Below are 12,906 nucleotides of genomic sequence, written 5' to 3'. Positions count from 1 at the left end.
TGTGCGAAACGTGAAAATGCCCCATGATCCCGCTTGGGTAGAAACATTCGACCTGTTCTCGCGTTAACCGTTTGAAAAGGATTCATGGGTCATCAAAGACCGGCATCAATCCGATCCGAAAAGAGTCAATGACTACCTTGCCCTCATCCCTGAAGTTCACCGTTACTTTCCCGCCGATGTTGCTTTGCACCTGTCCGACGCCCCACTCGGGACGCCCGGGATGGGTCACGAGCATGCCGGGCGTCAGCAGCGCATTGAGATCGTCCATCGAAATCACCCTTTCGGAAAGCATGGCGTGATGCGGAGCGCGCAGTTGGATTTGGCCGCGTTGATCGGCAGTCGCATCTGTCACGATCTGATATCGCCAATCGGCGCGATCAACAACGGGCTGGAGCTGTTGGAAATGGCAGGGGGTGCCTCGGCGGGGCCCGAAATTGCGTTGATCGGCGAAAGCGTCGGCAATGCCTCTGCGCGGATCCGGTTCTTCCGGGTCGCCTTTGGTGCCGCGGGCAACCAGATGATGGGCGCATCCGAAGTTCATTCGATCCTGCGCGACCTCTATGACGGGACGCGGCTGAGCGTTGACTGGCAGCCGGATCAGCCACAGCCCCGCGCCCGCGTGCAGCTTGCCTTTTTGGCGATGCTCTGCCTGGAAAGCGCCCTGCCCTATGGCGGCCAGATCACTGTGGCACAGGACGACGATCGCTGGCGGCTGAGCGCCGCCGCCGACAAGCTCAAGGTCGATCATGCGCTCTGGGACCTGCTGGCACCGGGTTGCAACCGCGACGGTCTGCAACCGGCCCATGTGCAATTCGCACTGCTGCCGATCATCGCCGCCGACATGGGCCGGCAGGTCGGCTACCGCGCCACAAACAACACCGTCACCGTCGAATTCTAGCCGCGGACGCTGCCGTCGCCGGTGACGATGTACTTGAACGACGTCAGCTGCGCCGCACCCACAGGTCCGCGGGCGTGCATCTTGCCCGTCGCGATGCCGATCTCGGCCCCCATGCCGAATTCACCGCCATCGGCGAACTGGGTCGAGGCGTTGTGCATCAGGATTGCGGAATCCAGCCGCTCCATAAAGGTGCGCACCGCCGTTGCATCCTCGGTCACGATACAATCGGTGTGGTTGGACCCATAGCTGCGGATGTGGGCGATAGCGTCCTCCACATCATCCACCACGCGGGCGGCCATGATCATATCCAGATATTCGCGCCCCCAGTCGTCCTCGCCAGCAGGCACCGTGCCGTCGATCCCGGCCAGCGCCGGATCGACGCGCATTTCGACGCCCGCGTCGATCAATGCCCGAATGATCCCCTGACCGATGGTGTCCGCCACGTCGCGGTGGATCAGCAGGCATTCCGCCGCGCCGCAGATGCCCGTGCGCCGCGTCTTGGCGTTCAGCACGATCCGAAGCGCCTTTTCCGGATCTGCGGCCGCGTCGATGTAGATATGCACGATGCCTTCGAGATGTGAAAAAACCGGCACCCGTGCTTCGCGCTGGACCAGTCCGACGAGACCCTTGCCGCCACGCGGTACAATCACGTCGATGGTATCGGTCATGGTCAGCATCTCAGAGACGGCGGCCCGGTCGCGGGTCGGCACCAATTGCACCGCATCTTCCGGCAGCCCGGCCTGACGGAGCCCTTCCTGCAGGCAGCCGTGGATCGCGCGGGCGGAATGAAAGCTCTCCGACCCGCCCCGCAGTATCACCGTGTTTCCCGCCTTGAGGCAGAGCGCACCGGCGTCTGCGGTCACGTTGGGCCGGCTCTCGTAAATCACGCCGATCACGCCCAGTGGGGTCCGCACGCGCCGTATGTTCAACCCCGAAGGCTGGTCCCATTCCGCCAGCGTCTCGCCCACCGGGTCATCCTGCGCGGCCACGCTGCGCAGCCCGTCGACCATGCCCTGAATGCGCCCTTCGTCCAGCATCAGACGGTCCATCATGGCGTCGGACAGGCCCTTTTCCCGGCCATATTCCAGATCCTTGCCGTTGGCGGCCAGAATATCCGCCCGCGCGGCCCAGACGGCATCGGCGGCAGCATTCAGCGCCCGGGTCTTCGTTTCGGCTGTGACATAGGCAAGCTGCGCCGCCGCTGCCTTGGCCCGTTTGCCGATATCCGCCATCAAACCGGGTATGTTTTCCATATCTTTCATGGTTTTATATCCAAAACTTCAAGTTCAGCCCAGTCAGAGTGCCATATCGTCGCGATGAATCAAAGCCGCCCGGCCCGGGTAGCCGAGGATCTCTTCGATCCGGGCGCTCTGATGGCCCTTGATCTGCAATGCTTCTGCCGCGGAATAGCGTGAAAGGCCCGTGCCGATACTGTGGCCCTGCGGGTCCAGCATTGAAATGCTGTCGCCCCGTTCGAAACTGCCTGTCACGGCGGTGATCCCGGCGGGCAGCAGGGATTTGCCACGCGCCATCGCCTGCACGGCACCGGCGTCCAGCATCACGGACCCCCGCGGCTTCATCGCCGCGATCCAGCGTTTGCGGGCCGCCTGCGGGTCCGATTGGGCCGTGAACCATGTGGCGTTGGCGCCGTCCTGCAGCGCCCGCAAGGGCCGCAGCACGGAACCTTCGGTAATCGCCATCGCGCAGCCTGCCGATGTGGCAGTGCGGGCGGCCAGCAGCTTGGTCTTCATCCCGCCCTTCGACAACCCGGAGCCTGCGTCCCCGGCCATCTGCTCGATCTCGGGGGTGATCCGGTCGATCGTGGGATAGCGCGTTGCGCCCGTGTCGGTCGCAGGATTGCCGGAATAGAAGCCATCCACGTCGGACAACAGGATCAACTGGTCCGCCCCGACTGTCACAGCGATCTGGGCCGCCAGCCGGTCGTTGTCGCCATAGCGGATTTCATCCGTGGCAACGGTGTCGTTCTCGTTCACGATGGGTACCACACCCAGCCCCAGCAGCGTCTCCATCGTCGCCCGGCTGTTGAGGTATCGGCGGCGATCTGCGGAATCTTCAAGTGTCACAAGCACTTGCGCGGTGGTAATGCCATGAGGTTGCAAGGCTTCCTCATAGGCGCGGGCCAGCCGGATCTGCCCGACCGCAGCGGCGGCCTGGGATTGCTCCAGCGGCAGGGCTGTCGGTGGCAGGCCCAGCACACCGCGACCCAGCGCGATGGAACCTGACGACACCAAAACAACATCGGCGCCCAACCCCTTGAGCCAGCGCACATCTTCGGCCAGCGCCAGCAGCCATTCGGCACGCAGCTGCCCGGTCTGGCGGTCCACCAGAAGGGCCGAACCGATCTTGACAACAATCCGTTTCGCGGCGCTCAGGGTTGCCATGGCGCGACATCTTCCGCAGGTTTGTGGCGCAGACGGTCGTCGTCGATCTGTCCGCGCAGGGCCCGCAGCACCTCGGTCACACCTTCGCGGGCAACGCCGGACATCTGCATGACCTCACCTCCGCTGGCCTTTTCCAAGTCTTTACAAGCGTTTGAACGCTCTTCTTCATCCAAAGCATCAACTTTGTTCAACACCGTGATGCGGGGCTTCTGGGCAAGTTCGCCGCCGTAGGCTTCCAGTTCGGTGACGATGGTGCGGTAATCCTCGGCGATGGTTTCGGAGGTTCCGTCGACCAGATGCAGAAGCACCGCGCACCGTTCCACGTGGCCCAGGAACAGATCCCCCAGCCCGCGGCCTTCGGACGCGCCTTCGATCAGTCCCGGGATATCCGCGACCACGAATTCTGCATTGTCCACGCCGACCACACCCAGGTTCGGGTGCAGCGTGGTAAACGGATAATCCGCGATCTTGGGTCGCGCGTTGGATGTCGCGGCAAGGAAGGTGGACTTGCCCGCGTTTGGCAGGCCCAACAGCCCCACGTCCGCAATCAGCTTCAGCCGCAGCCAGAGCGTGCGTTCGACCCCGTCCTGTCCTGGATTCGACCGCCGCGGTGCCTGGTTGGTTGCGGATTTGAAATGCAGGTTGCCCCAGCCGCCGTTGCCGCCCCGCGCCAGTTCAACCCGCTGGCCCAGTTCGGTCATGTCCACCAGGACGGTCTCCTGGTCCTCATCCAGAATCTCGGTGCCCACGGGAACCCGCAGGACAATGTCTTCGCCGTCCTTGCCGGTGCGCTGTTTGCCCATGCCGGGCTGGCCGTTCTTGGCAAAGAAATGCTGCTGGTAGCGAAAGTCGATCAACGTGTTCAAACCGTCCACCGCTTCGGCCCAGACCGATCCGCCGTTGCCGCCGTCGCCACCGTCGGGACCACCGAATTCGATGTATTTCTCGCGCCGGAAAGACACGCAACCGCCCCCGCCCGCGCCGGAGCGGATATAGACTTTGCACAGGTCGAGAAACTTCATGTCGGGGCCTTTCTGGACAGGCTACAGCTTGCGGCTATAGGTCCATGTGGGTACGGCAGCCTGACGGGCCACACAATAGGTTTCCGCATCGCCTAGGTAGACGAAACCGGCGTTGGTCAGCACCTTGGCCGATGCGGGGTTGTCGTGGAAAACCGAGGCGAACATCGCCTGGTTGCCCTGCGGATTGCCGGCCACCAGCGCCTGCACCGCTTCAGAGGCCAGATGGCTGTTCCAATAGGCCGGGGCAACCCAATACCCGATCTCGGACTGGTCGCGGTCCAGCCGGGTAAGAGAGATCACGCCCATCACCTCGGACCCGCCACTCTTGAGCCCGTCCATCACCCAGACGTCTTCTATCCGCGGTTCGGCGATTGCGCGGGCGATGAATGCTTCGATTGTGCCGGGCGGCAGCGGATGGGGTATCGTAGCGGTGGTCAGCGCAACGCGGGCATCGCCTGCGTAGAATTCGATCAGCCCCTTGTCCGACCGGCGCACCGGGCGCAGGTCAAAGCGCTCCGTCTCGATCATCGGCTGGTTGAGAATGGGTTCCATCTGCATGGTCATGTTCCTCCTCCGAACATCAACTCAGGCGGCCCGTGCGGCGGGCGCAAAAACAAGACGGGTAGCGGTGCCAACCGCCAGTGTCTGGAACGAACAGGGCAAGCGTGCCGTGGGGAGTCCCTTTGGTCCGATCCGGCCGCTCGACCCTCCACCGACAGCTGGCCCAGGCGCGCGTTGTGATCTGTTCATGGCACGGCTCCTTTCTGGATCGCCGTCGGGGTACAAATAAGAAAAGGGACCGGCGTTTCCGCCGATCCCTGAAATTTTTTCAAACCTTGCGGGTACGGCTTACTCGGCGGCCTCCGCCGCTGGCAGGACCGAAATAAAGGTGCGGTTCTTCAGACCCTTGTGAAAGGTCACGGCGCCGTCGACGGTCGCGAAAATCGTGTGATCCTTGCCCATGCCGACACCTTCGGCGGGCCAGAACTTGGTGCCGCGCTGGCGCACGATGATGTTGCCCGGGATGACGGATTCGCCGCCGTATTTCTTGACGCCAAGGCGGCGACCGGCTGAGTCGCGCCCGTTACGGGATGAACCGCCTGCTTTTTTATGTGCCATTTGGTCTCTCCTTAGCCTTTCGCCAGTTCTTTGGCCTGTGCGATCCAGTCTTCACGACCGACCCGACCTTTGAACGACAGTTTCTCTTCAATAGCTTCAACGTCAGCATCTGTCCATGCGGCGATCTGCGCAAAGGTGGTGATGCCTTCGCCGTTCAGCTTCTCGACGATGACGGGGCCGACGCCGGAAATCTGCGTCAGGTCGTCGCCGTCGGATTTCTTGGCTTTTGCCGGTTTCTTGGCGGGTTTGGCGGGGGCCTCTTCCTTGGCGGGGGCTTCTGCCTTCTTGGCCTTCACCGGCTTGGCGGATTTCTCCTGCGCTTCACCTTCCGACACACGCTTAGCCATTTCGGCCTGGTCGGTCTTGTTCATGGTGTAGCGTTCTTCCATCGCCGCAACGATCGACGCGCTGACCGACCCCGTGCCGATGGCTGCCTTGGCCTTGGATTTGCCAGCGCCGGACGCCATGATATCGCCGATCTTGACCAGTGTCAGCTTCTGGCGGTGGCCCTTGGTGCGCTTGGACGAATGCTTCCGCCGGCGCTTGACGAAGTGGATGACCTTGTCGCCCTTGATCTGGTCCACGACTTCGGCTTCGACACCGGCGTCCTCGATAAGGGGCGCGCCGACCTTGGGATCGTCGCCGCCCACCATCAGCACTTCGTTGAAAATCACAGTTTCACCGGCATCCGCCGCAATACGTTCCACCCGCAGCATGTCGCCGGGGGCTACCTTGTATTGCTTACCGCCAGTCTTGATGACCGCAAACATCGCGTCTTCCTTCACTTTGCCGCGTCCTGTGGTCCCCTTCCGGGCGTTTCGGACCGGCATCGCAGCCGCGTCCACCTCGAACAGCGCGCCCTTGGGGCGTCATTGATACAGATCCCACGCGAGAAGCCTCGCCGGGATGCGGGCTTATCGGGGTATCGGGCCTGCAAGTCAAGCGGGTTTTTGGCCCCCGGCTTACAGGTCCCGGGCGGTCATGTTCAACGCCACCGCACGTCCCAGCGCATATGAGATATCCTCGTAAGCAGCGCCGAAACCCGAGAACAGCCCGCGGTTCACCGCCTGTCCCGCAGGCGTGCTGCTGAAGTCGATGTAGCTTTGCAGTTGCGCATCGGTCAGCGGCGAATAGGCCATCAGCAGGTAGCCATAAAGCCAGCCTTCCGTGTCCTCGCGGATCGCCTCGGCTTCGGCTGTGACATCGGCCAGCATCTGGTCCTCCGACACATCCAGGGCGTCGCCATCGGCAAGGCCCCGCATGAACTGGAAATTGGAGTTCAGCGCAGTGGTCACGTTCCGCTCCACCATGTCGCCCCCCGCCACGAAAAGACGCAGCATTTCCAGCCGCGGGGTCAAGGTATCGGACAGCTCGGCATACCGCAGCCGCGCGGCCTCTTCCACGTCCGGCGCGCGGATCGCCTCTCGGGCGGTGTTTTCCAGCGCCACGATCCGGGTCCCAAGGTCGGACGCAAAGAACGCGACGGCCTCTTCGAGCGCGGCATCGTCCAGCTCCCGGTCAAGCGCCCCGCGCACCGCCTCGACAATGCGGGCGGGGTCATAGATCGCCTCCACCTGCGTCTGCCAGGCGCCACCGCCCTGCCCGTCCAGCATACCGGCGTTGAGATCTTCGGCAGAGGTCAGTCCCTCTTCGCGCAGGATCGCCGCAACCTCGTCAAGGCGCAGGACATCCACCAGCACCGAAAGCCGTGCATCGGCATGGGCGGGCAGCGCAAGGGCCAGCAGCAACGGCCAGAGCAGCAGTGCGCGGCGAATCATAGGTCAGTGCTCGGCTGCATGTCGGAAAGCCGTGCTGCCACCGCTTCGAACCGGTTCGCCATGATCTCGTACTGCACGGCATTCATCAGCGCATAGACCTCCTGCATTCTGGGGTCCTCCAGCGCCTCGGCGTAGGCTTCGACCTCTGCGTCCGAGAATGCCTGATAGGTATAGGCGGCGTTGGTGAGGGCGCTGGCGGCAAGGGCGGTGCGCATCTCGTCCTCCTGAGACCGCATGGCTTCGCGCAGATCGGGTTCGTCCATCTGCAATTCGATCACGCCCGCGGCCGCGGCGGCCATCAGGAAACGCACCTGCACCTCCTGTATCGCCCTCAGCGACGCACCGTCTGCGTCCGTTGCCGTCGTCAGCCGCTCCAACAGGTCGATCCGGGGGCTGTCGATCCGCTCCAGCCCCTGCATGATGGCGGCGCCGCTTTCCGTCTTGAGCCCGTCCTCCTCTTCCATGTGGCTGTCGTTCTCGACCGCGACCAGCCGCTGGCCCAGGTCGGTGGCGTAGAAATCGGCGGCGTGGGTCAGCAGCTCGTCGCTCAAGGTTTCGCCCAGGATGGTCAGCGCCATCTCGTGCATGATGTCGGTTGCGAAAACCTCGCTCACCAGCCGTGACCATTCCGATCCAAAGGCGTCGGCCTCGATCCCCAGCATCTCGGGGGCGCTGTCCGCCGACAGGCGGATACTTTCAAGTGCCACGTCAAAGCCGGTGACTTCGAGATATTCGCGCAGCTTGGCCTCGTCGGCGGCCTGCGCGGGCGGAACCAACGCCGACATCAGCAGCAAGACTGCCGCGGACAGAGTGACCAGAGGCTGGCGCAGGGCAAGGGGCATGAGAATATCCTTTTGTTCGTCTCCCCCGAACTTAGGCTCTCTTGTCGCGGTCGCAATGAAAATTCCCGTGTGGTGCGGGTTGCGGCAGATGCCCTCTTGCCTGCAAGCCGAAAGCCCACTAAACGGGCGCTCCAGACCCCCGCGGAGAGGTGCCGGAGTGGTCGAACGGGGCGGTCTCGAAAACCGTTGACCCTTCACGGGGTCCCAGGGTTCGAATCCCTGTCTCTCCGCCACTGATCCCATCAGCCCGGTGCTAAGTTGCTGCCATTGCGGGCGGTCGGGGCGTAAAACCGCCTTGCTTGTGCCAAATTCCCGGCCCAATTCTTCGGCAGTTCCGTACCGGGGGCCAGGTGCAGGCATGTCAGAGGTCGATGATCATATTCCGTCCCGCAGGGCGAAGCTGTTCGAGCTGCACCGGCAGGCGTTACGCGCCGCAGAACGTGTCAGTGCGGCAGGATCAAAGCGCGGCGCAACGCTGGACGAAGCGGCAACTGGCCAATTCCTGGCCAGCGCCCAGGCGTCTTTGCGGGGGAATGCCCCGGAGGGCCGCATCGCCGCCAACCGGGAACACCGCAGGTTCTTCAGTAAAATGCGCTGGCGTCCAGGCCGACCGTGATCGCGCCGATCACCGCCCCGCTGTCGGGGTCGGTGATGGAAAACGACACCTGCCCCTGGTAGGTCTGCGTACTTTCGTCCAGTTCGACATCGTCGACAAACACCGCACCGGCCCCCGCACCAAAGGTCTTTTGAAACTTGGCTTCGTCGCCCTGCCAGTAGTCCGAGGTCACATCGCTGGTCGCGACGTTCAGACCGCGGTTGTCCATCACGAAAACTTCGGTGATCCGCCCTTTCGCCTGCGTCACCTGTTCGCGCAGGAAGTCCGACAGCGGGTGCCCCATTACAGGGGCGATGATCGGCGTCTCCGACGTGCCGACCTGCGCGCGCCACGCGGTGTCCATTTCGTCGATGTCAGCGGCGCTCAGTCCCTCGTGGCGCATGTTCTGTTCCTGAATCGCCGCGACGATGCGCGGGGCGTTGATCCAGGTGGAAAGATCCCCCGAGATGTAATCGGCCATGGCGGGGGGCACTTCCGCGGCGTGGCACATGCCCCCGACGAGGAACGGCAGGGAAAGGAGAAGAGAGCGTGACATGATATTGGCATCCTTGATCTGACGCCCGGCGTCGCAGGCCGGGCCAATCCGGCAGACCGTAGAACGCACAGATTAATCCGCCGTAAATGCCATTCCGGGGTCAGAACCGGCGCGCGCAGACAGTGTCAGGATGCGCCGCGGAATCCGGTCGCCACCACGAATTTCTCAGAACTGTCGGACCGGCTGGCGGGCGGCTTGATGTTGGCGACCTTGGCGAACCGCTGCTTGAGCAGTTTCTGCAGATCGCCCTCTGCCCCTCCGGCCAGCACCTTGGCGACGAAAGTGCCGCCCTCGTCCAGCACGTCGAAGGCGAAATAGGCCGCTGCTTCGCACAGGGCGATGATGCGCAGGTGGTCGGTCTGCTTGTGGCCCGAGCTGCTGGCGGCCATGTCCGACATCACCACATCGGCCTTGCCGCCCAGCCACGCCTTGACCTGTTCGTCGGCATCGTCAGCCATGAAATCGAGCACATGCAATTCGCATCCGGCGATCGGCTCCATCTCCTGCAGGTCGATGCCCAGGATCGTGCCGACCTTCTTGTCCGTCCGCTCGCCCAGCACGTTGCAGCGTTTGACGGCGACCTGGCACCAGCCGCCGGGGGCGGCGCCCAGATCGACGATGCGGGCGCCGGGCACGAGAAACCGGTACTTGTCGTCCAGTTCCATGATCTTGTAGGCCGCGCGCCCGCGATAGCCCTCGGCCTGCGCGCGCTTGACGTAAGGATCGTTCAATTGCCGTTGCAGCCAGCGGGTCGAGCTGAGCTTGCGTCCGCGTGCAGACTTGACCTTGACCTTCAGGTCGCGCTGGCCGCGACCGGAGGTATTCTTGCCCGTGGGTGTCTTTGCCATGCTACCAATCCGAGTTTCGCGTCACCCATAAAGGCTTTGCGCAGTTTTCGCCAGAGGTCGAACGCCATGCGGAACCGCACCTGCGCTCCGAACGGACGTTGCCAGCCGTGCCGGGGTGGAGGTCAGCCCGGCTGAACCGGCGTGGGCAGCTCAAAGAAGGTGACGAAGCGCGCCAGCAGCGCGGGATCGCCAGTCACGCTCAGCCCCTCTGCCGCGTCCGCTGCGACGCCGCCGTAAACGACAGAGGCCAGCGCCGTGGCATCGCCCGACAGCCGCAGATGCGCGACATCCGCCCGTCCTGCCGTGACATCCAGCGCCCCGTCGGCAATGCGCAGCACCTGTGGCCTGCCGCCGAGGTCGAGCTGCACCACCATGTCAACGCCCCGCGCACGGGACGGATTGAACATGGTCTCGAAGGACATGCCGACCGACGCGGCGCTCATCGGTTTGCCCCCCGCCATCTGCGGCGACCGGACCGCCCAGCGGCCCAGCTGCATGATCAACGGCTTCAGCTCCGCCCCCCAGTCGGTCAGCGCATAGACGGTCGTGGCGGCAGGATGCGGCAGGCTGCGCCGCGCGACGATATGGTCCTGTTCCAGATCGGTCAGGCGCGTGGTCAGGATGTTGGAGCTGATCCCGGGCAGTGCCGCCTTGATGTCGGAGAAACGCAGCGGGCCGGGAACCAGCTCGCGCACGATGAGCAGCGCCCAGCGTTCGCCGATGATCTCCATCGCATGGGCCGTTGCACAGCCATCGTCATAAGGTTTCTTGCGCGCCATTCCGCCTGCCCGATCATTTAAAAGAACAATTAGGTTGCTTTTTTGAACTTAGTGGACCTTTATTTGAACTTAGTCATTCTGAACGGAGGATCCAATGGCCTATTACGATATTTTCATCGCCCCCATCCACGCCGACAAGCGCGCGGACTATGATGCATTTCTCAAGGCGTCCCATGAAATGATCCTGGGGTACGGCGCGACAGAGGTCGTGGACCTGTGGGGCGATGACGTGAACGATGGCAAGCTGACGTCGCTGCCAATGGCGGTCAAACTGGAAGCGGGCGAAGTTGTCACCGCCGGCTATGTGATCTGGCCCTCGAAGGACGTGCGCGACGCAGGCTGGGAAAAGATGATGTCGGAAGCGCCCGAGATGGAGATGCCGTTTGACGGCAAGCGCATGATTTTCGGCGGCTTTTCAGAGCTTATGGTGTCGCGCGGCTGACCCGGGTCGCGGCTGGTCCCGGCGGCTAGTAGGTCCCGTCCTCCAGCACGCCATCCGCGCTCATCTGGGCATAAAGCAGCCCTTCGCGCAGGCCACGGTCCGCAACCGACATGCGGTCCGTCGGCCAGCACCGCATGAGCGCCTGCAAAATGGCCGCGCCCGACATGATCAGCGCGGACCGGTCCTGTCCGATGCGCGGATCGGCCCGCCGACCGCCCGGCCCCATGGCGAGGTAGGAATGGATCACCCGGTCGATCTGCTCCGAGGTCATGCGCAGCCCGTCCACCTTGGTCCGGTCGTATCGTTTGAGCCGCAGGTGGCTGGCGGCCACGGTCGTTACCGTGCCGGAGGTGCCGATGATCTGGAAGTTCTCCTGCGGCTGGGCGGATTGATAGGGGGTGAAATCGGTCAGGTTTTCCTCGAAGAACCAGCTCATCAGGGCAAAGCGCGCGGCGTCGTCCTCAACGTCTGAAAACTGGTCGCGCAGGGTGGCCACGCCCAGCGGCACGCTGATCCAGTCCACCACCCGCGCAGCGGGAATGTCGGATACGGCCTGCTGGAACCCGGTGTGCAGGCGCATGATGGAGTGCGCGCGGTCCTTGCGCGGCACCTTGGAAATGTCGATCCAGACCAATTCGGTCGACCCGCCGCCGATGTCGACCACCAGCAGGTTCTCGGTCTTGCGGTTGACCAGCGGCGCACAGGAAATGACCGCCAGCTGCGCTTCTTCCTCGGGCTTGATGATGTCCAGCCGCAGGCCGGTCTCGCGCTGGATGCGCTTCATGAACTCGGCGCCATTCAGCGCACGGCGGCAGGCCTCGGTCGCGACCAGGCGCATGCGCTTGACCTTGTTGCGACGCAGCTTTTGCTGACAGATGCGCAGTGCCTGAATGGTGCGCGACATCGACCCGCGCGACAGGCGGCCGGTTTTCTCAAGCCCCGCGCCCAGCTGGACGGACTTGGAGAAGCTGTCCACCACATGAAAACCGCTGCCCTTGGGCTGGGCGATCAACATGCGGCAGCTATTTGTTCCCAGATCGAGCGCGGCATAAAGCTCGGTCGAACCGGGCGTGACTGGCGCGGGGCTCAGAGCCGGTCGTTTTCCTTTTTCGAGCGCGCCCGCACCTTTGGGACGCTGTGGCGCCATGGTGTTCGCGCCTTGTATAACGAGTTGATGACAGGCTATTCCCTGAGCCGCCCCTGCGCAAGGGCTAGCAGGCGCCGACAGGTCGCATTCCTGTTACGTCAGGCCTGTCTTGGCCCTGTGCCGCGCGATCCGGGCGGCCTGGTCTGGTGGCCTGGTGGCATCGGCGGTCTTCCGGATGCCGGGGGCGCTATCCGCGGCGATTGCGGGATCAGGGCCGATAAACGCCTGCCTGTCGCCCACCAGAGTTGTCGCGCTGCGCGGGCTGCTGCACCGGACACGGGATTTGCGCTTGCCCGCCCTGGCGCTCTTTCCACCATCCGTATGTGTCAGGCGGTCTGACCATGCGGCGCGCCTCACAACCTTGTTGAGAATTATGAGCCCCCGGCCCTCTCGCCCCCTTCGCAGCGGCAAGCTACAACACGCAGGTCGCGGATGGGGTCCCGATTGTCGAAAAACGGCGACGGGAAAAATGCGACTG

Annotated in this window: 15 protein-coding genes and 1 tRNA gene; 3 read left to right on the top strand and 13 right to left on the bottom strand. The window is 63.6% G+C overall.

All coding sequences use genetic code 11. The annotated features are described in order from the left end of the window. Positions 1-82: 82 nt before the first annotated feature. Entirely contained in the window at positions 83-268 is a 186-nt protein-coding gene (locus FIU94_RS14110; RefSeq protein WP_152466389.1) for a DUF3553 domain-containing protein, read from the bottom strand. A 30-nt stretch (positions 269-298) separates the two neighbouring features. Between FIU94_RS14110 and FIU94_RS14105 the strand changes: the two genes are divergently transcribed. Further along, positions 299-898, top strand: a complete 600-nt coding sequence (locus FIU94_RS14105; protein ID WP_152466388.1) for a histidine phosphotransferase family protein — start codon at positions 299-301, stop codon at positions 896-898. Here FIU94_RS14105 and FIU94_RS14100 read toward each other — a convergent pair. The 8 genes from FIU94_RS14100 to FIU94_RS14065 all read right to left on the bottom strand — a co-directional run bounded on the left by FIU94_RS14100 (position 895) and on the right by FIU94_RS14065 (position 8,061). Then, positions 895-2,160 carry a glutamate-5-semialdehyde dehydrogenase gene (locus tag FIU94_RS14100; RefSeq protein WP_152466387.1) on the bottom strand — a complete coding sequence of 422 codons (1,266 nt, stop codon included), beginning with the start codon at positions 2,158-2,160 and terminating at the stop codon, positions 895-897. The two genes, FIU94_RS14105 and FIU94_RS14100, sit on opposite strands and share 4 nt — an antisense overlap. Positions 2,161-2,193: 33 nt before the next feature. Continuing rightward, positions 2,194-3,300 carry a glutamate 5-kinase gene (gene proB, locus FIU94_RS14095; RefSeq protein ID WP_152466386.1) on the bottom strand — a complete coding sequence of 369 codons (1,107 nt, stop codon included), beginning with the start codon at positions 3,298-3,300 and terminating at the stop codon, positions 2,194-2,196. Further along, positions 3,288-4,322 (bottom strand): GTPase ObgE, encoded by a 1,035-nt coding sequence (gene obgE, locus FIU94_RS14090; RefSeq protein WP_152466385.1) that lies wholly within the window; start codon positions 4,320-4,322, stop codon positions 3,288-3,290. Before obgE ends, proB begins: the two co-directional genes overlap by 13 nt. Before the next feature lie 21 nt (positions 4,323-4,343). Next, positions 4,344-4,880 carry a GNAT family N-acetyltransferase gene (locus FIU94_RS14085; protein WP_152467069.1) on the bottom strand — a complete coding sequence of 179 codons (537 nt, stop codon included), beginning with the start codon at positions 4,878-4,880 and terminating at the stop codon, positions 4,344-4,346. A 291-nt stretch (positions 4,881-5,171) separates the two neighbouring features. Further along, positions 5,172-5,441, bottom strand: coding sequence for a 50S ribosomal protein L27 (gene rpmA / locus FIU94_RS14080; RefSeq protein WP_152466384.1), 270 nt, complete (start codon positions 5,439-5,441; stop codon positions 5,172-5,174). Positions 5,442-5,452: 11 nt separating this feature from the next. Further along, positions 5,453-6,211: a 50S ribosomal protein L21 gene (locus FIU94_RS14075; RefSeq protein ID WP_152466383.1), complete on the bottom strand. Its 759-nt coding sequence runs from the start codon at positions 6,209-6,211 to the stop codon at positions 5,453-5,455. Positions 6,212-6,403: 192 nt separating this feature from the next. After that, positions 6,404-7,219 carry a DUF2059 domain-containing protein gene (locus FIU94_RS14070; RefSeq protein ID WP_152466382.1) on the bottom strand — a complete coding sequence of 272 codons (816 nt, stop codon included), beginning with the start codon at positions 7,217-7,219 and terminating at the stop codon, positions 6,404-6,406. Beyond that, entirely contained in the window at positions 7,216-8,061 is an 846-nt protein-coding gene (locus tag FIU94_RS14065) for a DUF2059 domain-containing protein (protein WP_152466381.1), read from the bottom strand. Before FIU94_RS14065 ends, FIU94_RS14070 begins: the two co-directional genes overlap by 4 nt. 143 nt (positions 8,062-8,204) lie before the next feature. On the opposite strand from FIU94_RS14065, the gene FIU94_RS14060 reads away from it, so the two are divergent. Then, positions 8,205-8,294, top strand: a tRNA-Ser gene (locus FIU94_RS14060). Between the two features lie 348 nt (positions 8,295-8,642). On the opposite strand, the gene FIU94_RS14055 is transcribed toward FIU94_RS14060, so the two are convergent. The 3 genes from FIU94_RS14055 to FIU94_RS14045 all read right to left on the bottom strand — a co-directional run bounded on the left by FIU94_RS14055 (position 8,643) and on the right by FIU94_RS14045 (position 10,839). Beyond that, positions 8,643-9,212, bottom strand: a complete 570-nt coding sequence (locus FIU94_RS14055) for a hypothetical protein (protein WP_152466380.1) — start codon at positions 9,210-9,212, stop codon at positions 8,643-8,645. A gap of 125 nt (positions 9,213-9,337) precedes the next feature. Beyond that, a complete protein-coding gene (locus FIU94_RS14050; RefSeq protein ID WP_152466379.1) occupies positions 9,338-10,060 on the bottom strand; it encodes an RlmE family RNA methyltransferase in 723 nt (240 codons plus the stop codon). Positions 10,061-10,182: 122 nt separating this feature from the next. Continuing rightward, positions 10,183-10,839, bottom strand: coding sequence for a winged helix-turn-helix transcriptional regulator (locus FIU94_RS14045; protein ID WP_152466378.1), 657 nt, complete (start codon positions 10,837-10,839; stop codon positions 10,183-10,185). A gap of 94 nt (positions 10,840-10,933) precedes the next feature. On the opposite strand from FIU94_RS14045, the gene FIU94_RS14040 reads away from it, so the two are divergent. Further along, positions 10,934-11,281, top strand: a complete 348-nt coding sequence (locus FIU94_RS14040) for a DUF1428 domain-containing protein (protein WP_152466377.1) — start codon at positions 10,934-10,936, stop codon at positions 11,279-11,281. A 25-nt stretch (positions 11,282-11,306) separates the two neighbouring features. On the opposite strand, the gene FIU94_RS14035 is transcribed toward FIU94_RS14040, so the two are convergent. Further along, entirely contained in the window at positions 11,307-12,428 is a 1,122-nt protein-coding gene (locus tag FIU94_RS14035; protein WP_152466376.1) for a Ppx/GppA phosphatase family protein, read from the bottom strand. Positions 12,429-12,906: the final 478 nt, after the last annotated feature.

The sequence above is a fragment of the Sulfitobacter sp. THAF37 genome (assembly GCF_009363555.1).
GTDB lineage: Bacteria > Pseudomonadota > Alphaproteobacteria > Rhodobacterales > Rhodobacteraceae > Sulfitobacter.
Note: the sequence above shows the minus strand (reverse complement) of the source record. Positions and strands in the feature narration are given on the sequence as shown.